The following is an 18,014-nucleotide window of genomic DNA, read 5'->3' as shown; positions in this document are numbered from 1 at the left end:
ATTATTGTACTGAAAGTTTTTGCGCCTCATGTTGTTCGAGTTTGACGTTGGGGCTGTCCTCAGCCTGAACAATATCAATCGGAATAAAACGAACTTGAACGATACTTGGGTTATCGTTCAAGTCTGGCAATAGCTTTTGATTGAGTGCTGCAATTTGTGCAGGGCTCGGTGGTAGATCACCCCGAATAGAGACACGGACTAAAGTGAAATCATCTCTTTTATCGAATTGGATGGTATCAATAATATTATTATCATGATTCAGCGCAGTACTGATGGTTGTTTCAGTACTGCTTTCATATAGTCGAGCATTGAGCAGAGTATAAAAATTAAAGGAGAGATAAATCCCTAAGAGCGCCAAGAACATTAAGCTAATAGCATTACGTTTGAGAAACTCTTTGACATTACTCTGCACTTCTTCGCTGGAACCACGTCTAAAGCCTGCAATCCAAAGGACTAAAGATGAGCTAATCTGAATGGCGAAGATGTTAGTCACCGCCAGTAAAAAAGCATTGGCTGAATTTTTCCATTCCATATGTGCAAATAAAATCCCACTGGCCACCAAGGGCGGAACCAAAGCAGTGGCAACAGCGACACCGACGACTGCTACAGACAACCGAGGTGAAACCGAAGCAAAAGCTCCTGCTGCACCACCTGCTAAAGCAATCATCAAATCTAAAATGGTCGGTTGCGTGCGCGATAGAATCTCATTGGTCATAGGCAGGTCATAGTTGACTAAACCAATCACGATTCCAATGCTATAAATCATGGCAATGCCAAGGAGTAAAGTGGACAGCGCGGTTTTAAACAGTAAAAGGCGGTTGTCAATTAAAGCCAAGGCAATACCTGAAATAGGCCCTAACATCATCGCCACTAGCATCGCGCCAATCACTACCGCAGCCGAGTTTGAAAGCAGGCCATAACCTGCAATGACGGCCGCCAAGGCATTCATAATAAAAAAGGTTTTACTGGGAAGAGCATCCGCTTGAATATTCAGCCGAACTTTTTGATGGTCAATTTTTTTTGAATTTTCGCGTAAAGCTTGTTTATAACGAATCTTCTCTTTTAAGAATTCATACTTTTCTTGGTCAGGGGTGTCGTTGACCACAATAGTTGCATCTTTGTCTTTTTCTAATGGCATGATGATGCTCTTATTTTATATCGAGTTAAGTATTAATTTAGCGCTTTTAAAGAAGGAAACAAATATAAACAATAGTGAAAAATAAGATAAGTTGCGTATAAATTTTCAGCATTCGTAAATAGAACTTTTTCTCTTTATACGCGTAGTATGGCTTCGCTCATTTACCTTTAGGTTGGATTGGTCTTTTGTCGTTCAGCTCATCCATCGAACTAGGGTAAGTATTGCGTTGTATGACGTTTCTCACTGAATGGTGGGGTGGATATCACTGTATAGTGTTCTTTTTAGAATAAAACACTCCGATTCGAAATAATATTTTTCATGACCATAGTGGAAATCAGGCGTTGCACATTGGGTAGTGCTGACAGTTGTTCATCATAGAGTTTCTGATAACTTTCCAAGTCATAAGTTACGACATGCAATAAGTAGTCTGGGTCACCAAAAAGCCGTTGTGCTTTGACAATTTGAGGGATCTGCAAAATAGCCTCTTCAAGGCTGAGCACTGAATTTTTATCGCCATTTTTGAGTGTGACAAAAACAATGGTGGAAAAATTTAAACCCAACTGAGAAAAATCGAGCTGTGCACGATAGCCTTTGATAATACCCGCATCTTCTAAGGCTTTGACTCGTCGATGACAGGGTGAAAGACTCAATCCAACTTTATTTGCCAACTCGGTAACCGATAAACGACCATCTGCTTGCAGTTCAGCAAGAATCTTCTTATCAATTTTATCCATGTGGAAGAATCTCCCTTTTTTATCCGTTATTGCACAAAGATTTGAAAGCACATTTTAGAGCCTAAAGGATATCCTTTCAAAATTATTTGAGGCTGTTTGAATGATCAACTCCCCAAATTTTAACAACGATAACCGATAAAAGGGGAAAGGGATGTCACTCAGCATTTTGATTGCGTTTTGGAGCGTTTCTATACTTTTCGTGATCACACCAGGGATAGATTGGGCCTATGCCATTTCGTCGGGGATACAGGGCAAAAGAGTCTTACCTGCGGTAACCGGGTTATTAACAGGGCATTTGATGGCGGCACTGATTGTTGCGGCGGGTGTAGGGACATTGGTGACCAGTCAGCCCGTATTGCTTCAAGTACTCACGGGTGTTGGGGCTGTTTATTTGCTGTGGATGGGGTTGAGTTTATCAATGCGCCCTGCAAGTATTAATAGCGATCAGGTTGCCATTGCATCTTCAAAGTCATGGTACATTCGAGGCGTTTACTTGAGTGGATTAAACCCGAAAGTCCTGCTGTTGTTTTTGGCTTTATTGCCGCCCTTTATCGACCCGCAAGCGGCTTTGTCACCCACCTCTCAAATTGTTTTATTGGCGGGGATTCACCTCATGAGTTGTGCGGCTGTTTATTTCTTGGTTGGATTTAGTGCGCAAAAAGTTTTGGGTACACGCCCACAGGCTGCTAGGGTGGTCAGTCGAGTTTCTGGTGCATTGATGATGTTGATTGCGATGATTTTATTGTTAGAACAGTTTTATGGCTAAGCGACATTTTAAGTATATGGATCAAAGGCAGTGCAAAATAAAGCACTCCCATAACCTGTAATTGAATTGAAAAAATAGCGGATGAGTTGGTGATATAGGTTTAGCCAAAATCGCTTGTAATACGTTCAAAAAGGCGTAAAATTTCTACCGTATCATCAGTGAGATGATCACATCAATAAGGTGAAAAAAATGGTAAAGAAGAAAGCTGAGCCAAAAGTTGTGATTCACAACTTCGTGGCTAAACATATGCATGAAGTTAACCAAAGCCAAGTCTTTGTAGACCGAAAGAAAAATGCAAAACGAGGCTATGATAAGCACAAGAAAGGGAGATATTCAGATGATTATCTCCCTTTTTTAATGTCCGTTCTTTGGGTTTAAAGACCTTTAAGCCGTCACAATACGTGTTGCGGATTTGACCATATCGGCCAAACCATGGGTTTTAAAATAATATTCCATCTGACTTTTCACAATGAGTGGATTACTCATTTTCAAGGCACGCTCTAACAATTCGACCGCATCTGGCATTGGGACATGACAAATCGCTTTGCGTACACGCAGAATGTTACTTGAGCTCATTGATAGCGTATTGAAGCCCATCGCCATCAGCAAGATCGCAGACAAAGGATCGCCGGCCATTTCCCCACAAATACTGACCGGTTTGTTGTACTTATGACACTCTTTAACTAAGCGGGTTAGCACACGTAAAACCGCAGGGTGGAAATGTGAGTAGACATTGGCAACGCGTGGATTATTACGGTCAACGGCCAGTAAGTATTGTGTCAGGTCGTTTGAACCCACCGAGAAAAAGTCAACTAACTCGGCAAACTCTTCAATTTGTAATAAGACACTAGGTACTTCGACCATGATCCCGATTTTTGGCTTGGTGATTTTGACCTGTTCTTCTTCTTGTACCGCGACCCAGTCACGCTCCAGTAAATACAACGCTTCTTCTACTTCGCTGACACTGGTTACCATCGGCAGTAGAATGTGTAGATTGTTGAGACCAATACTGGCTTTGAGCATGGCACGAATTTGCGAAGAAAAAATTTCAGGGTGGTCGAGGGTAAAGCGAATACCGCGCCAGCCGAGAGCTGAGTTTTCTTCCTCAATGGAAAAATAAGGCAAGTCTTTATCGGCACCGATATCGAGGGTACGCATCACCACAGGTTTGTTGGCAAAGTGGCTCAACTGTTGACGATAGATCGCACGTTGTTCTTCTTCACCCGGGAAGCGATCACGTAGCATGAACGGAATTTCAGAGCGATATAGACCAACGCCTTTGGCACCGCGTTGTACTCCACGGACGACATCAATCATTAAGCCAGTATTGACGAACAGTTTGACTGCGACACCATCAGGGGTGATGGCATCTTTGGTTTCATACTGTTTTAAATCTTTGGCAATCAGTTCTTCTTCTTTTTGAATTTCTTTATAGCGACTACGTAAACGGCGAGGTGGATTAATAAACACGCGCCCTTGGTGCGCATCGACGATCATTTCCACATCATCGAGGGTATTAATCGGTAGTTCAGTGACGCCGACCACGGTTGGAATACCGAGTGCGCGCGCCACAATCACCATATGCGAGTTCATGGCGCCTTCTGTAGTGACGATGGCTGCAATTTTATCGACTGGCAGTTCTACCAAGGCTGCGGTTGAGATTTCCTCCCCAATCAGAATACTTTCATCGGTCAGTTCACGGTGGCTAGAGTCGGCTTCTTGTAAATAGGCCAAAATTCGTCGTCCGAGATCTTTTAAGTCCGCGGCACGTTCACGGAGATAGTCATCTTCCATCTGTTCAAACAGATCGATGTGATTATCGATGACGATACGCACCGCACCTTGTGCCCAGTTTCCATCACGAATTTGTTCTTTAATTTCCGCTGGCAGCGCATTTTCATCCAACATGCGTAAGAACACGCTAAATAAGGCTCGCTCTTCCGCCATGAGGGCATCTTGCATTTTGTCATCAAGCGATTTGATTTCATCACGTACTGAGGTGAGGGCACGATCTAGCAGTTCTAATTCCTCACTGATGTCATCGGCTTCACGGTCAGGGACAGCCGCCAAATCCGCTGGGGGATAGAGAATGACAGCACGCCCTAATGCAATTCCGCCTGAACCTGGGACACCTTGGAAAGTTTTGTAGGCAGGTAGATTGCTGGGTTTACGAAATACATCGATATTGCCCACCGCATGCGCATGCGCAATCACCCCTGAAAGCTGAGCACAGAGGGTGACGAGGAAAGATTCCGCAGCTTCACTAAAGTCTTGTGACTCTTTGTTTTGCACCACAAGTACGCCCATCACTTTACGGCGGTACATGACAGGTACACCGAGGAACGAGTTATAAATTTCCTCACCTGTTTCAGGTAAGTACATAAAACGTTCATGTTTCGGTGCATTGTCAAGATTGACGATTTCTTCACGTTGCCCCACCAGACCGACCAAGCCTTCACTGGTATGCAGTGAAACATGGCCGACCGAATCGGGGTTCAAACCTTTCGATGCCATCAACAAATAACGTTGATTGCGTTCGTCCAGTAAGTAGATGGAGCAAACATCAACATGCATGGCTTCCGCCACATGGTTGACCATAATGTCGAGTGATTCATGCAAACTGGTGGACGCATTGATTTCTTGTACAATGCGTCGAAGGGTATCCAGTTGCATATTCGACATCGCGTCTACTCCAAAAATAATGTGCATCCAACTTATTTATAACAAGAGATCCCTAAAAAATCTGTAGGACGTCTAGATTTTTTAAGGCTTTTTTTGAGGGAGCTGATTGCACAGCTCCACCATCGCTTTGCGGTATACATCGCGTTTAAAATTAACAACTTGCCCCAGCGGGTACCAATAACTGACCCACTGCCATTGGTCAAACTCAGGCGGATCAGACAAATTCAAACGAATGTTCTGAGCGGGAGCAGTGAGTTTGAGTAAAAACCACTTTTGTTTTTGTCCAATACATACGGGATCGGAATCTGTACGAATGTATCGGTGCGGCAAACGATAACGCAGCCAACCTTTAGTTTGCGCTACAATTTGGACGTGTTCGGGCAGTAAGCCAACTTCTTCTCTCAGCTCACGATAAAGTGCCTGTTCAGGGGTTTCTCCATATTGGATACCTCCTTGTGGAAATTGCCAAGCATTGTGTCCAATGCGTTTTGCCCATAAAACTTGTCCAAACTCGTTTGCCAAAATGATCCCGACATTGGGTCGGAAACCTTCCGAATCGATCATTTGGCTACCTAAATATTGTGTAATTTATGACTTTGCGATCGGGGATTTTTATTTCTGTATCCAACTCGAAAAAAGCAAAGTTTAAAAATGTTAAAATTGCTATGATCTTAACGAATTTCTATCGACTAGCGGAGATAGATTTACAAATTTTTTCTTAAATTTCAGTTTTTACGAGTATTTTCATGAAATTGGCGCTATTTGATCTCGATCACACCTTGTTAAACACCGATTCAGATCATTCTTGGGGAGAGTTTTTGGTGAATGAAGGCTTGGTCGATCCAGTTCGCCATCGCGCCATGAACGATAAATTTTATGAAGATTACAAAGCAGGGCAGCTCGACCCGATTGCCTATAATGAATTTGTGTTTGAATTTTTAACCCAACATGACAATACCTACCTTACTGAACTACATGAACTGTTCATGCACAAAGTGATTCGCCCGCAAATGCGTCCCGAAGGTTTTGCGGCCATTGAAAAACACCGCGATGCTGGACATGTTTTAGTTGGTATTACTGCAACCTCTGATTTTATTACGGCACCGATTTTCCGTGAGTTTGGGATTAGCGAAATTATCGCGACCAATGCTGAAGTGGTTGAGGGTAAATACACGGGCAAAGTGATCAATACACCATGCTATCAAAAAGGCAAATTGATGCGTTTAGATCAATGGCTTGCAGGGCGTGATGTTAGCGAGTCTTGGGCGTATTCAGATTCCATCAATGATCGCTTTTTACTGGAATACGCTGACCATGCCATTGCCGTCAATCCAGATGACCGCCTAGAAGCATTGGCTAAAGAGCATGCATGGGAAATTCAAGACTGGTCGATTTAAGTATCTGTCTTTCGTTGTTTAAAAGGCTGCTTTCGGGCAGTCTTTTTTATTTGAAAGGCATCGACTTAAAAAATGAAAAATGCGTAAAGCGATAATAAAATATCGGGCTATAAGTGGGCTGATCTTGGAAAATTAACCAAATATGCTATGTTGAACCTTGGCTAAAACTATTTAGACTATGAAAAATTAAAACATAAGCGTGGAGAAAATATGAGTGTACGACCAAGAATGACCCACCTGTTTGAGCAACTCGGTTTAGATGCGAGTGAAGATGCCATCGCGTTGTTTATTGTAACGCATCAGCTCAATGCACAAACCACGATTGTTGACGCAGAGTATTGGACTGAAGCGCAACGTCAGTTTTTGGCAGAAAAAATTAAATCGGACGGTGAGTGGGCTATCATTGTAGATCAGCTGAATGAATCCCTGCATGAAGATTCACTCATCCAAAAATAAGTAGAACTCAAAGAGGCTGAGTGTCGAAGCTTTGCCTCTGTTTATAAAAATAAGATAGAAGTAGAAATTTATGTCTTTCGATCATCAAGCTTTTCCTGACTCTACGTCTTTAGAACAGGTCACTTCAGTTAATCAACTAGAACAAGATCGTGCCCTGTTTGTCGGTGCGAAATATGAGTCTTACTATCAAGCTCAATTTGAAAAAATCACGTAAAAGAAACAATATGCAGGCTTTAATATTGCCGCCTTTTTCTTAGGTGTGGTCTGGTTGTTCTATCGGAAATGTACAGTTATGGTTTCATGGCCATTGGTTTGATTTGGGCGATAGGGATGGTTTAAATACTTTTAGGGATTGAAAGTTCTGGTGCAAATATCGGCTTGGCAGTAGCCTTTGGAATGTTTGGGAATAATTTGTACAAGCATCATGTCGATCAGCAGATTGTCAAGATTCACCAGTTGGGAAGTGAAGCGTCCATACTGAATTAGAAAAGTGTGGTGGTACAAATCTCATAGTATGTTCGATCTTGCTTGTGATTTGGCTTGGGCTGGTTGCACTGGCTATTAGTGCTTCTTAATTCGCTCGCGCAAAATAAAAAACCATCCTTGTGGGTGGTTTTTTAATGCCTGTAAAGCTTAGTTCATCATTGCAATCAGCTCTTGCACCGCACGAGATTGAGTTCTGCTTGGATGCCAAACCATACCGAGTTGACGGTTCATTTCGAACTTCACATTCAACTGCTGTAGGTCTTGGTTAATCATTGTTTTTGGAAGCACTGACCAGCCCAGTCCAATCGAGGCCAACATACGAATTGACTCGAGTGGATTATTGCTCATGGTGATTTTAGGTTTCAGCCCTTGTTTTTCAAACTCTGCCAAAGTGATTTGGCTGGTATAGGTTTGTGACGCAGGTAATAAACTTGGATACTGAATCAGGTCTTCGAGTTGTAAGTTTTGCATTTGTGCCAGCGGATGAAACGGTGCTGCTACAAAAACCAAAGGATCTTCCCAAATGGTGACGTACTGCAAACGTTCATCGAGTTTAGGCGGTAGGGTTAAAAATGCCAACTCCAAATCACCCGCCAGTACTTTTTCATGCGCTTGCTCAGAATCGACAAAGTGTACATCTAAGGTGACATTTGGAAAGCTTTGCACATAGCTACGTAAATGGCTTGGCAAGTGATGTAAACCAATATGGTGACTGGTGCCAATTTTGAGTTTGCCTTGGACCATGCCTTGTTCATGACTCAAGGTATGGTGAATGTCACCTAGTTCATTGAGCCAGTTTTTAACTTTAGGCAGCAGTGAATGTGCGGCATGCGTGGCTTGTACACCACGACCCGCAGACTCAAACAGTTTCACACCAAAATATTCTTCTAAACTATGAATACGTTTGGTTACAGCAGGTTGCGTAATGAAGAGTTGATCTGCGGCTAAAGAAATAGAGCCGGTTTCCATGACTTTTACAAAAGCTTCGAAGGCTGCAAGATTCATAAGGGTAGTCTGGTTATGAAAGTATAATTAAATTATAAAATAATTTTATATGAATTGCGATCTTTAAAATGAATAGTAAGTTATTTGGTCTGGAGTGAAATAAAAAAAGATCACTTGATGTGATCTTTTGAGAGTTGAGAGGGCGCTTGATATAAAAGCTTAAGCGGCAATATTTTCTTCGGTGGTACGGTTCTTTTTCTCCCAAATACGTTCATGGAAAAAGAATGCAAAGGCTTGCACGGTTGGTTCTAATAAGCTGAGTGTGACCGCCATCCATAAGTTACCTGTGACAAAGTAAGCCACAATCATGGCTACAGTAATGTGCATGATGTAATAGCTTAGGGTTTTTTTGAATATGCGCTGATTGTTCGCTACAAATTTCTGAATGTTCGCCATGATAAATACCATCTCAATAATATCTTTCATTTGTAAATAGTAATTATTATCATTAATAAAGTCAAAATGAAATTTTGATTGCTCATGATTGGGTTTTTGAATGCAAGGTGATGTAGTCGATTGTTTGGGATGTTTGACTTGAGAAAACAAGCTTCTGTAGATTTCACTCTTTAGTCTATGCATAGGTCGCTGTCTTTCTATTCAGAGAAACAAAGGGGGCTACAAAAAATCATCGCTCTAAATAGAGGAAATAAACCTTGCATTGTTGAGCAGAGACATATACTGCGAAGCCTACAATAGGTTGATAAATAGGCGTATAGCGCTTGAATTAAAACCAGCAGTGAGGGATTGCAATCAAAGGGATTGAAACAAAAATATATGAATTTAAAATAATTCCAAAAAGTTTTTAAATTAATAAAAATGATAAATTAGATTTATGTGAAATCGTCGTTATAATCGATTTTAATGAAAGAATTACCCAGTCCAGTGGAGTCAATCGACATGGCAGGCGAAAACCAACAAGCAAAAACATTGTATGACAAATTGTGGGATGACCACTTAGTAAAACAGCGCGACGATGGCTCAGCTTTACTCTATATCGACCGTCATTTATTACATGAAGTGACTTCTCCGCAAGCCTTTGAAGGTTTACAACTTGCGGGTCGTAAACCATGGCGTTTAAGTGCGAATGTAGCAACCCCTGATCATAACGTTCCAACATCGACCAAAGAGCGTTCAGAAGGAATCGCAGGTATTGAAGATGATACTTCACGTATCCAAGTTCAAACCTTAGATGACAACTGTAAAACCTTTAATGTGGTGCAGTTTGACATTAATGATGTCCGTCAAGGGATTGCACACGTGGTTGGGCCTGAGCAAGGTTTGACTTTACCGGGCATGACAGTGGTGTGTGGAGACTCTCATACAGCAACACATGGTGCATTCGGCTGTTTGGCGCACGGGATTGGTACATCTGAAGTGGAACATGTATTGGCAACCCAATGCTTGGTTCAAAAGAAGATGAAAAACATGTTGGTGCGTGTTGATGGAAAATTGGGTCAGGGCGTAACACCGAAAGACGTAGTTTTAGCCATCATTGGTAAAATTGGTACTGCGGGTGGTACAGGTCACGCGATTGAGTTTGGTGGTCAAGTCTTCCGTGATATGTCGATCGAAGGTCGTATGACGGTGTGTAATATGGCGATTGAAGGCGGCGCACGTGTGGGTATGGTCGCTGTCGATGACAAAACCATTGCCTATGTTAAAGACCGTCCATATGCACCACAGGGCGCACAGTGGGATGCTGCAGTTGCGTATTGGAATACCTTACATTCGGATGCAGATGCGCATTTTGACACAGTAGTTGTATTGCAAGGTGAAGAGATTGAGCCACAAGTGTCTTGGGGTACATCGCCTGAAATGGTGATTCCAGTGACTCAAGCTGTACCGACATTAGAACAAGCCAAAGATGAAGTGCAACGCAATGATTGGACGCGTGCTTATAACTACATGGGTTTAACCGCAGGTCAGGCATTGGCTGATATTCAATTAGACCGTGTCTTTATTGGTTCATGTACCAATTCACGCATTGAAGATATTCGTGCCGCGGCTGAAGTGGCTAAAGGCAAAAAAGTGGCAAGTACCATTAAACAAGCCATGGTGGTTCCAGGGTCTGGTTTAGTCAAAGCTCAAGCAGAAGCTGAAGGCTTAGACAAAGTCTTGATTGAAGCGGGCTTTGAATGGCGTGAGCCGGGTTGTTCAATGTGCTTGGCCATGAACGCTGATAAGTTACAGCCGGGCGAGCACTGTGCATCTACCTCGAATCGTAACTTCGAAGGTCGTCAGGGCAATGGCGGTCGTACCCACTTGGTGAGCCCAGCAATGGCAGCCGCAGCAGCGATTGCAGGTCACTTTGTCGATGTGCGTTCATTTTAATTCGGGCTTGGGAGCATAGACATGAAAAAATATACCGTTGAACAAGGTATCGTTGCACCTTTAGACCGTGCCAATGTCGATACAGACTTGATCATTCCAAAACAGTTTTTGAAATCCATTAAGCGCACGGGTTTTGGTGAAAATTTATTTGATGAGTTGCGTTATTTAGATGAAGGTTTTTTGGGGCAAGACAATTCTAAACGTCCTAAAAACCCTGATTTTGCATTGAATCAGCCACGTTACCAAGGTGCGAGCATCTTAATTTCTCGTGCGAACTTTGGTTGTGGTTCAAGCCGTGAACATGCGCCGTGGGCATTAGAAGAATATGGTTTCCGTACTGTGATTGCGCCTAGCTATGCCGACATTTTCTTTAATAATAGTTTCAAAAATGGCATGTTGCCTGTGATTTTGTCCGAAGAGATTGTTGATCAACTTTTCAAAGAATGTGCAGCAACAGAAGGCTATCAGCTGACGATTGATTTGGATGCGCAAGAAGTGCGTACACCATCGGGTGAAGCCTTCACATTTGAAGTGGATCCATTTCGTAAGCACTGTTTGTTAAATGGTTTGGATGATATCGGTTTAACTTTACAGGTCGCAGATGACATCAAAGCCTATGAAGAAAAGACCAAAGCATCACGTCCGTGGATATTTGCTGAAATTCATGCTTAATTGAAAATTCGATGCATCTAGTGCTTGGGTCCATCTCTTGTTAATATCGAGCAAAAGAATTTTAAACGTTTTGCTACTGGTAAAGGTTGGGCTTGAACAATGGTGACGAGTTACAGTCGTATCGCTCTACTGGCGTTGGTGGGAACATTAACTGCCTGCCAAAGTATGAATACGGCAAGCATTAAGCGGATTCAGGATACCCCAGCGAGTAAAAATAATGCGCAGCTTTACTGTACTGGTACGGTGAGCTGCGAATTTGAGCGATGGAATCAGATCAAAATTGTGGATGCAGACAATCATCGTGTCAGCCGTGAGGCCATTCGAGAGAAGGTCGTTCGTCTAAAACGAGATGATTTGAATGAAGCGAATGCCTTGTTTCTGTCAGTGCCAGCGGGGCAACATGAACTGGTGATTCGCTTCTATCCCGTTTCGGTCGATCGCGCTGAAACACTGCATGTGATTCATCGTTTTAAGCCTGCGGAACGCTACACCTTTAGAATGTTCCGTGCGCGCAGTCGACATCAGGGAAGCTTGTTAAATATGTCTGCACCTGACCCTTTGTGTGTCGATTTAAAGCAAAACCAAACAACAATTCGTCGTTTTTGCAAACCTTACAATGTCTTAAATGGCTTGGGCGAGTTTGTAGAACAAAAACTTTAATCGTGTGAGTCAGCACTCACCAACAATGGAATATTTCATGTCTAAACATATTTTGATTTTGCCTGGTGACGGCATTGGTCCTGAAATTGTAAAAGCCGCAGAGCAGGTACTTACACGAGTCAATGATCAATTCAATTTAGGTTTAACGTGGGAACAGGGCCTACTCGGTGGGGCTGCCATAGATGCACACGGTTCACCTTATCCAGATGTGACCGCAGCACAAGCTAAAAATGCAGATGCAATTTTACTTGGTGCGGTAGGTGGTCCGAAATGGGACAACATTGAGCGTTCGATCCGTCCAGAGCGTGGTTTATTAAAAATTCGTAGTGAATTGAATTTATTCGCGAACTTACGTCCAGCTATTTTGTATCCGCAATTGGCAGATGCATCAAGCTTGAAGCCTGAAATTGTTGCAGGTCTTGATATTCTTATCGTTCGTGAATTAACTGGCGGGATTTATTTCGGTCAGCCACGGGGGATTCGTGAACTTGAGAATGGTGAAAAACAAGGTTTTAACACCGACGTTTATGCTGAGTCTGAAATTAAGCGTATTGCGAAAGTGGCTTTTGAAATAGCCAGTTTACGTGGCGGAAAAGTCTGTTCAGTTGATAAAGCCAACGTCCTTGAAGTGACTGAACTTTGGAAGCAAACTGTAGCGGCGGTGAAAGAAGCTGACTATCCAAACATTAACTTGTCGCATATGTATGTCGATAATGCTGCAATGCAATTGGTACGAGCGCCTAAACAGTTTGATGTGATTGTGACAGGTAACTTATTTGGTGACATCTTGTCTGATGAAGCCGCGATGTTGACAGGTTCAATTGGGATGTTGCCATCAGCATCCTTAGATGAAAATGGGAAAGGGATGTATGAGCCATGTCATGGTTCGGCGCCCGATATCGCAGGACAAAATATTGCCAATCCATTAGCCACTATTCTTTCGGTAGCTATGATGTTGCGATATACTTTCCGTGAAGAAGCTGCTGCTCAAGCGATTGAAGATGCAGTAGGCAATGTCCTAGATCAAGGCTTGCGTACAGCTGATATCATGTCTGAAGGCATGAGCAAAGTGGGTACAGTGGAAATGGGGCAGGCGGTTGTGGCTGCACTGCACTAAGCCAAAAACAATTTGAAAACGCAGCTAACCGCTGCGTTTTTTATGCCGAAGCTTTAATAACCCTTTACAAGCTTTACCTCGATATTGAATTGATTGCGCAATACTATCTTTTAAAAAGAAGTGGACTTGGCACTCTAACTAAACATCATAAAATGGTGTATGTGTGGGAATAGGAATTGCACCGACACTGCTGGCACTGCGCATAGTGGGCATAGGAGTTGGAATTTGAATCCGTCGGACAATGGTATAACTCAGTTGGTTTGGTGTTTGAATCGGCGCACCTAGGGTTTCATAACCGAGATGGCGTAAGTTGAGTTCGCGCCGAATGCTCGATACATGTTGGGCAATATATTGTTCTAAATAGTCGGGGAGCGCAATTTTAGTGGATGAAATGACGGTGTGATTTTGCGCTGGAGCGCTGCTACAAGCTTGAAGGAGTATAGTCAAATCATTATAAAACCAATACAAATCAGTCGATGAATTATTTCGATTTTTTTTCGAATCCTGTATGGATAATAAAGTAGCTTGACTATAGAAAGTAAATGGAACTCAAGGAACTGACAATAAAGGGCTTCATGATCATCCCTTAAGCAGAGAAAGACCTTTTTATTATTGTATATCTGAACATTCGTTTGAGTATGTTTCGAATAATTTGAGATAAACGGTATGTAAGCGGCTCAACATAACGCAGTCGTTAACACGCTTTGCCGATGTAGTGAATCGATTTCACAAGATTATCATGCAGTCTGAACTCAATTTAACATTTCATTTCAATATTCAGGCTACCGCCGGAAGGTGTCTGAATGGGTGCACCCATACTGACACTGGTTCCAAGGTTGGGTGTTCCCATCAGAATAGGCATATTGCGTAACAGGGTGTAGGTCAGTTTCTCTGGGGGATGTACAGGAGCACCGAGCACTTTATAGCCCATGCTCTATTGAGGTTGAGTTGATTTTGAACTTGATCTGACGATTGTCCGATATAGTGTTGTAAGGTTTAGTTGAGCTGAGTTTGGCTTGTTGTGGCGCAAGCAACACAGAGTATGGGGAACAGTAAAACTGCTCGCTTCATTGAAGTTGTCTTGATTATTATTTTGGCATATTAAGTTGTTATCGCATTAAATTATAGTTTGATTGTTGGTTTAAATATAGTCGATTTATAATATTTAGTCTGAGCACAGATATTAAAAAAGCCACTTAAAAAGTGGCTTTTTCGCTTCGCTAAAACTTAGCGCGCACGATAAGTGATACGACCCTTAGATAAATCATAAGGTGTCATTTCTACTTTAACACTGTCGCCAGTCAAAATACGAATATAGTGTTTACGCATTTTACCAGAGATGTGAGCAATCACTTCATGACCGTTTTCTAGACGTACACGAAACATAGTATTAGGAAGCGTCTCGGTGACAACGCCTTCGAACTCGATGAGTTCCTCTTTATTGGCCATAGCCTACCTGAATGAATAAATTGGAAAGGCGCAAATTATAGTCAATTTTTTTGCATAAAACAAGGCGGAATGGGCGGTTGCCTGATCATCTGTCAGTAAAATAAGCGAACAAGAGGAATAAATATTTTCAACAAAAAAACTGTATAAGTTGTTGTCAGTTCGGTCAATCGCAGTTAATCTAATTTTAATGTTTTGTGTATAAATGAAGAACATACAAGGAAGGTTCTAGCGTGGGTCAGCTAACTGATGCATCGATTGTCTTGCGATTAGGCTACCAAGCGATTCGTCGTTCAGGGTTGCCAACAGAAGAAATTTTAACAAAGGCGGGTGTTGCGTTAAATCAGATGGAAAACAATGAGCGTACGCCTTTGAGCGCGCAATACGCTTTTTGGGTGGCCGCAGAAGAAGTGAGCCGAGATCCAGACATCGGTCTACATTTGGGTGAAAATCTGCCTTTATACCGTGGCCAAGTGATTGAGCATTTGTTTATTTCATCGGAAAACTTTGGTGAGGGTTTGAAACGCGCTTTGGCTTATCAGCGCTTGATCAGTGATGCCTTTCATGCCAAGTTAGTGGTTGAAGATGACCGTTGTTATTTGACCAATGGGGAACAACCTTGGGCTGAGAATTTAGTCAATCGACATTTTTCTGAATGTGCGATGTCCGGTATTTTACGGTTCTTTAAATTTATTACTGAAGGGCGTTTTGAACCGATCTATATTGATTTTAACTTCAGTAAAGGCGCGTTTGATGATGAGTATTTCCGTGTATATGAGTGCCCTGTCAGCCTAGGACAAAAAGAAACTCGCTTATATTTTGACCCAAGTATTTTGGCTTATCCGTTGTGGCAGGCGGAACCTGAATTATTGCAACTGCATGAGCAGTTAGCGATTGAAAAACTTCAAGAATTAGCCCGCTATGATTTGGTGGGTGAGGTGCGTCGCGCGATAGGTTCAACCCTAGAAAGTGGCGAAACCACACTTGAAACAGTGGCTTCTCAGCTCAGTATTACCCCAAGACGTTTACGAACACAGCTGAGTGAGGCGAATACTAGCTTCCAGCAAATTTTGTCTGATTATCGCTGCCGGTTGGCGAAAAAACTTTTGGCCAATACGGCTGAAAGTGTAGAGCGTATCGTGTATTTGACGGGCTTTTCTGAGCCAAGTACCTTCTATCGTGCATTTAAACGCTGGACCAATGAAACCCCAGTGGAATATCGCAAGCGTAAGCAGCGTTAAGAAATCCCTCCTAACCTCCCTTTATAAAAGGGCGGAATTTCTCCCTTTCCTTTGAAAAAGCAGGCTAGGGGGAGGATTAAAAAATAAATTATTCAGGCATATTGAGCCAGTGTGGCCCAAGCGGCTGCTTTGGTAGCTCAAACTGCGCTGGATAGTCGGCATGAATGAAATATAGCCCATCAGGGGGGGCAGTAATGCCTGCGGCTTTACGGTCTTCTGCTGCGAAAATAGCCTCAATATGCTCGACTTCATACATACCTTGCCCGATTTCTAGTAAGCAACCCATGATATTGCGGACCATATGGTGTAAGAAGCCATCAGCCTGAATGTCGAGGACCAAATATGGACCATGTTGAATTAAGCGACAATGGCTGACATGGCGGACAGGTTGATTGGATTGGCATGCGGCTGCACGGAAGCTTTCAAAGTTATGCGTGCCTTCGAACTTTTGCGCGGCTTGCATCATCTTCGCCACATCTAGCGCATAATAGGCATGTGTGACTTGTTTATACATAAGAGCAGGGCGTTGTGGGTGGTTATAGACCACATAACGATAACGACGTGCCTGCGCTTTGAAGCGTGCATGAAAGTCTTGATCCATCGCTTTGATCCATTGGATCGAGATATCTTTTGGCAGTTGGCTGTTGCTACCCATTAACCAACCGCGCTCTGAACGAAGTGCCGAGCTATCAAAATGCGCCACCATATTGGTGGCATGGACGCCCGCATCGGTACGACCAGCACCATGTAAGCTAATCGGTTCATTGGCAATTTTAGACAGTACTTTTTCAATCGTCTCTTGTACGCTGATCACACCTGTTTGCTGGGTTTGCCAACCACGATAGTGTGTACCACAAAACTCAATGCCGATCGCAAAACGTTGCATATGTACCTCAAATTAACCCAAATCATGCCAATGGCTGAAGCGTGCTTCAGCAGTGGGGTATTGTAAATACATTTTGAGGGCTTTGGCATACAGATCTGCGTGCCCGAGGCAATCACTGACAATTATTTTGGCTTGAGTTGTCCACGCGGCAACTGCATAGCGCTGATCAGTACGCCCGAAAGGAACTTGGGTACTTAAGATAACAACACAGCCTTGTGCGTAAAATTCATCGAAAAGTGCCATCAACTCGGCATTCACAGCTAAATTACCCGTTCCAAAACCTTGCAAAATGAGGAAATGTGGTGGGGCTGTAAGCAGGTTTTTCAAATTCTGCAATTGTTGCGCTAAGGCAACAGGTTGCATCATCAGATTGAGGCAATTGAATTGGTGGGATTGTTCTACATCATTTGTTTGTACTATGTGTGTTTTTAAGCTATGTGGAATCGGCTGTTCAGCCATGACGCCTGTAAAAGCATCCAGTTCTGTGGTATGCCGTTTTAACGCGGTTTGTGCATGTAATACCTGTTGATGAAAAGCCAGATACACTCCGACAGGATGTTTAATTACAGCATCTAAGGCAAAATTCAAATTACTGATCGCATCGCTAAATTCACGTGTATCTGTGCCTTGAACATTCAGCAATGGATATTGGCTACCTGTGAAAACCACGCGTGCGGAGTTTGCAATAAAGTGTGCAGCGACAGCACTGGCATAGCTTAAGGTATCTGTGCCATGAATCACGACAAAATGCTGGAATTGTTTCAGCTGTAATTGTTGAATCTGCTGAATCAGCAATAACCAGTCTGCAGCCGTACAGGCGCTACTGTCTTTAATGACAGGTGCAATAAAACATTCAATGTCGAGATGAATCGGCAAGACATGTGTGAGCTTGGGAATAAAGTCTTCGGCAGGCATTGGTTGTAAGGGTTCGCCAATACAGCCAAAGGTTCCACCCATATAGATAAGCGCAATTTTTTTCATTATAAAAAAAGCAGTC

Annotated in this window: 21 protein-coding genes; 10 read left to right on the top strand and 11 right to left on the bottom strand. The window is 42.8% G+C overall.

Going from position 1 to position 18,014, the window contains the following annotated elements; genetic code table 11:
* Window position 1 precedes the first annotated feature (1 nt).
* Together ACG9ZB_RS02965 and ACG9ZB_RS02960 are read right to left on the bottom strand one after the other, a co-directional pair.
* Window positions 2–1,138, bottom strand: a complete 1,137-nt coding sequence (locus ACG9ZB_RS02965) for a DUF389 domain-containing protein (protein ID WP_419324015.1) — start codon at window positions 1,136–1,138, stop codon at window positions 2–4.
* A gap of 281 nt (window positions 1,139–1,419) precedes the next feature.
* A complete protein-coding gene (locus ACG9ZB_RS02960) occupies window positions 1,420–1,872 on the bottom strand; it encodes an Lrp/AsnC family transcriptional regulator (RefSeq protein WP_086210007.1) in 453 nt (150 codons plus the stop codon).
* Between the two features lie 151 nt (window positions 1,873–2,023).
* On the opposite strand from ACG9ZB_RS02960, the gene ACG9ZB_RS02955 reads away from it, so the two are divergent.
* A complete protein-coding gene (locus ACG9ZB_RS02955; RefSeq protein WP_419324013.1) occupies window positions 2,024–2,638 on the top strand; it encodes a LysE family translocator in 615 nt (204 codons plus the stop codon).
* Between the two features lie 189 nt (window positions 2,639–2,827).
* Window positions 2,828–3,016 (top strand): DUF7230 family protein, encoded by a 189-nt coding sequence (locus tag ACG9ZB_RS02950; protein ID WP_419324011.1) that lies wholly within the window; start codon window positions 2,828–2,830, stop codon window positions 3,014–3,016.
* A 6-nt stretch (window positions 3,017–3,022) separates the two neighbouring features.
* Here the strand turns inward: ACG9ZB_RS02950 and ptsP are convergent, their stop codons facing one another.
* Both ptsP and ACG9ZB_RS02940 read right to left on the bottom strand, forming a co-directional pair.
* Window positions 3,023–5,320 (bottom strand): phosphoenolpyruvate--protein phosphotransferase, encoded by a 2,298-nt coding sequence (gene ptsP, locus ACG9ZB_RS02945; protein WP_419324009.1) that lies wholly within the window; start codon window positions 5,318–5,320, stop codon window positions 3,023–3,025.
* A gap of 81 nt (window positions 5,321–5,401) precedes the next feature.
* Window positions 5,402–5,884 carry an RNA pyrophosphohydrolase gene (locus tag ACG9ZB_RS02940; protein WP_004692547.1) on the bottom strand — a complete coding sequence of 161 codons (483 nt, stop codon included), beginning with the start codon at window positions 5,882–5,884 and terminating at the stop codon, window positions 5,402–5,404.
* Window positions 5,885–6,066: 182 nt separating this feature from the next.
* Here ACG9ZB_RS02940 and ACG9ZB_RS02935 point away from each other — a divergent pair, with 182 nt between their 5' ends.
* The 3 genes from ACG9ZB_RS02935 to ACG9ZB_RS02925 all read left to right on the top strand — a co-directional run bounded on the left by ACG9ZB_RS02935 (window position 6,067) and on the right by ACG9ZB_RS02925 (window position 7,387).
* Window positions 6,067–6,717 (top strand): HAD family hydrolase, encoded by a 651-nt coding sequence (locus ACG9ZB_RS02935; protein ID WP_419324007.1) that lies wholly within the window; start codon window positions 6,067–6,069, stop codon window positions 6,715–6,717.
* Window positions 6,718–6,927: 210 nt separating this feature from the next.
* Window positions 6,928–7,173 (top strand): DUF2789 family protein, encoded by a 246-nt coding sequence (locus tag ACG9ZB_RS02930; RefSeq protein WP_159153398.1) that lies wholly within the window; start codon window positions 6,928–6,930, stop codon window positions 7,171–7,173.
* A gap of 70 nt (window positions 7,174–7,243) precedes the next feature.
* Window positions 7,244–7,387, top strand: a complete 144-nt coding sequence (locus ACG9ZB_RS02925) for a hypothetical protein (protein ID WP_419324005.1) — start codon at window positions 7,244–7,246, stop codon at window positions 7,385–7,387.
* Between the two features lie 419 nt (window positions 7,388–7,806).
* Here the strand turns inward: ACG9ZB_RS02925 and ACG9ZB_RS02920 are convergent, their stop codons facing one another.
* Together ACG9ZB_RS02920 and ACG9ZB_RS02915 are read right to left on the bottom strand one after the other, a co-directional pair.
* On the bottom strand, window positions 7,807–8,664 hold the full coding sequence (locus ACG9ZB_RS02920; protein ID WP_183173499.1) for a LysR family transcriptional regulator: 858 nt from the start codon (window positions 8,662–8,664) through the stop codon (window positions 7,807–7,809).
* A 159-nt stretch (window positions 8,665–8,823) separates the two neighbouring features.
* On the bottom strand, window positions 8,824–9,060 hold the full coding sequence (locus ACG9ZB_RS02915) for a DUF2061 domain-containing protein (protein ID WP_039890358.1): 237 nt from the start codon (window positions 9,058–9,060) through the stop codon (window positions 8,824–8,826).
* Between the two features lie 501 nt (window positions 9,061–9,561).
* Here ACG9ZB_RS02915 and leuC point away from each other — a divergent pair.
* The 4 genes from leuC (at window position 9,562) to leuB (ending at window position 13,444) form a co-directional block, all read left to right on the top strand.
* Window positions 9,562–10,995: a 3-isopropylmalate dehydratase large subunit gene (gene leuC, locus ACG9ZB_RS02910; protein WP_419324002.1), complete on the top strand. Its 1,434-nt coding sequence runs from the start codon at window positions 9,562–9,564 to the stop codon at window positions 10,993–10,995.
* Between the two features lie 21 nt (window positions 10,996–11,016).
* Window positions 11,017–11,667, top strand: a complete 651-nt coding sequence (gene leuD, locus ACG9ZB_RS02905; protein ID WP_159153396.1) for a 3-isopropylmalate dehydratase small subunit — start codon at window positions 11,017–11,019, stop codon at window positions 11,665–11,667.
* Between the two features lie 99 nt (window positions 11,668–11,766).
* A complete protein-coding gene (locus tag ACG9ZB_RS02900) occupies window positions 11,767–12,327 on the top strand; it encodes a hypothetical protein (RefSeq protein WP_159153395.1) in 561 nt (186 codons plus the stop codon).
* Window positions 12,328–12,364: 37 nt separating this feature from the next.
* Window positions 12,365–13,444 (top strand): 3-isopropylmalate dehydrogenase, encoded by a 1,080-nt coding sequence (leuB, locus tag ACG9ZB_RS02895; RefSeq protein ID WP_419324000.1) that lies wholly within the window; start codon window positions 12,365–12,367, stop codon window positions 13,442–13,444.
* A 138-nt stretch (window positions 13,445–13,582) separates the two neighbouring features.
* Here leuB and ACG9ZB_RS02890 read toward each other — a convergent pair whose 3' ends face one another.
* From ACG9ZB_RS02890 to infA, 3 genes are all read right to left on the bottom strand, one after another.
* A complete protein-coding gene (locus tag ACG9ZB_RS02890) occupies window positions 13,583–13,891 on the bottom strand; it encodes a hypothetical protein (protein ID WP_228260977.1) in 309 nt (102 codons plus the stop codon).
* Window positions 13,892–14,201: 310 nt separating this feature from the next.
* Window positions 14,202–14,375 carry a hypothetical protein gene (locus ACG9ZB_RS02885; RefSeq protein ID WP_228260978.1) on the bottom strand — a complete coding sequence of 58 codons (174 nt, stop codon included), beginning with the start codon at window positions 14,373–14,375 and terminating at the stop codon, window positions 14,202–14,204.
* A 296-nt stretch (window positions 14,376–14,671) separates the two neighbouring features.
* Window positions 14,672–14,893 carry a translation initiation factor IF-1 gene (gene infA, locus ACG9ZB_RS02880; protein ID WP_004692529.1) on the bottom strand — a complete coding sequence of 74 codons (222 nt, stop codon included), beginning with the start codon at window positions 14,891–14,893 and terminating at the stop codon, window positions 14,672–14,674.
* Window positions 14,894–15,123: 230 nt separating this feature from the next.
* Between infA and ACG9ZB_RS02875 the strand changes: the two genes are divergently transcribed.
* The gene (locus ACG9ZB_RS02875; protein WP_419323998.1) at window positions 15,124–16,131 is read left to right on the top strand and encodes an AraC family transcriptional regulator; all 1,008 of its coding nucleotides are present in this window, start codon (window positions 15,124–15,126) and stop codon (window positions 16,129–16,131) included.
* A gap of 88 nt (window positions 16,132–16,219) precedes the next feature.
* On the opposite strand, the gene truA is transcribed toward ACG9ZB_RS02875, so the two are convergent.
* Both truA and ACG9ZB_RS02865 read right to left on the bottom strand, forming a co-directional pair.
* Window positions 16,220–17,017, bottom strand: a complete 798-nt coding sequence (truA, locus tag ACG9ZB_RS02870; protein ID WP_058868875.1) for a tRNA pseudouridine(38-40) synthase TruA — start codon at window positions 17,015–17,017, stop codon at window positions 16,220–16,222.
* 12 nt (window positions 17,018–17,029) lie between these two features.
* Window positions 17,030–18,001 (bottom strand): asparaginase, encoded by a 972-nt coding sequence (locus ACG9ZB_RS02865; RefSeq protein WP_191225569.1) that lies wholly within the window; start codon window positions 17,999–18,001, stop codon window positions 17,030–17,032.
* Window positions 18,002–18,014: the final 13 nt, after the last annotated feature.

The organism is Acinetobacter johnsonii, assembly GCF_048551975.1.
GTDB classification, from domain to species: Bacteria; Pseudomonadota; Gammaproteobacteria; order Pseudomonadales; family Moraxellaceae; genus Acinetobacter; species Acinetobacter johnsonii_A.
The sequence above is the reverse complement of the archived record's forward strand: the minus strand, read 5'-3'. Positions and strand labels throughout refer to the sequence as shown.

What these genes read in the sequence shown, in the direction of transcription:
- ACG9ZB_RS02960 (WP_086210007.1), bottom strand. Translation starts at nt 1,872, where the DNA reads ATGGATAAAATTGATAAGAAGATTCTTGCTGAACTGCAAGCAGATGGT.
- truA (WP_058868875.1), bottom strand. Translation starts at nt 17,017, where the DNA reads ATGCAACGTTTTGCGATCGGCATTGAGTTTTGTGGTACACACTATCGT.
- ACG9ZB_RS02885 (WP_228260978.1), bottom strand. Translation starts at nt 14,375, where the DNA reads ATGGGCTATAAAGTGCTCGGTGCTCCTGTACATCCCCCAGAGAAACTG.
- ACG9ZB_RS02925 (WP_419324005.1), top strand. Translation starts at nt 7,244, where the DNA reads ATGTCTTTCGATCATCAAGCTTTTCCTGACTCTACGTCTTTAGAACAG.
- ACG9ZB_RS02935 (WP_419324007.1), top strand. Translation starts at nt 6,067, where the DNA reads ATGAAATTGGCGCTATTTGATCTCGATCACACCTTGTTAAACACCGAT.
- ACG9ZB_RS02930 (WP_159153398.1), top strand. Translation starts at nt 6,928, where the DNA reads ATGAGTGTACGACCAAGAATGACCCACCTGTTTGAGCAACTCGGTTTA.
- leuC (WP_419324002.1), top strand. Translation starts at nt 9,562, where the DNA reads ATGGCAGGCGAAAACCAACAAGCAAAAACATTGTATGACAAATTGTGG.
- ACG9ZB_RS02900 (WP_159153395.1), top strand. Translation starts at nt 11,767, where the DNA reads ATGGTGACGAGTTACAGTCGTATCGCTCTACTGGCGTTGGTGGGAACA.
- infA (WP_004692529.1), bottom strand. Translation starts at nt 14,893, where the DNA reads ATGGCCAATAAAGAGGAACTCATCGAGTTCGAAGGCGTTGTCACCGAG.
- leuD (WP_159153396.1), top strand. Translation starts at nt 11,017, where the DNA reads ATGAAAAAATATACCGTTGAACAAGGTATCGTTGCACCTTTAGACCGT.
- ACG9ZB_RS02940 (WP_004692547.1), bottom strand. Translation starts at nt 5,884, where the DNA reads ATGATCGATTCGGAAGGTTTCCGACCCAATGTCGGGATCATTTTGGCA.
- ACG9ZB_RS02950 (WP_419324011.1), top strand. Translation starts at nt 2,828, where the DNA reads ATGGTAAAGAAGAAAGCTGAGCCAAAAGTTGTGATTCACAACTTCGTG.
- ptsP (WP_419324009.1), bottom strand. Translation starts at nt 5,320, where the DNA reads ATGTCGAATATGCAACTGGATACCCTTCGACGCATTGTACAAGAAATC.
- leuB (WP_419324000.1), top strand. Translation starts at nt 12,365, where the DNA reads ATGTCTAAACATATTTTGATTTTGCCTGGTGACGGCATTGGTCCTGAA.
- ACG9ZB_RS02920 (WP_183173499.1), bottom strand. Translation starts at nt 8,664, where the DNA reads ATGAATCTTGCAGCCTTCGAAGCTTTTGTAAAAGTCATGGAAACCGGC.
- ACG9ZB_RS02965 (WP_419324015.1), bottom strand. Translation starts at nt 1,138, where the DNA reads ATGCCATTAGAAAAAGACAAAGATGCAACTATTGTGGTCAACGACACC.
- ACG9ZB_RS02915 (WP_039890358.1), bottom strand. Translation starts at nt 9,060, where the DNA reads ATGGCGAACATTCAGAAATTTGTAGCGAACAATCAGCGCATATTCAAA.
- ACG9ZB_RS02955 (WP_419324013.1), top strand. Translation starts at nt 2,024, where the DNA reads ATGTCACTCAGCATTTTGATTGCGTTTTGGAGCGTTTCTATACTTTTC.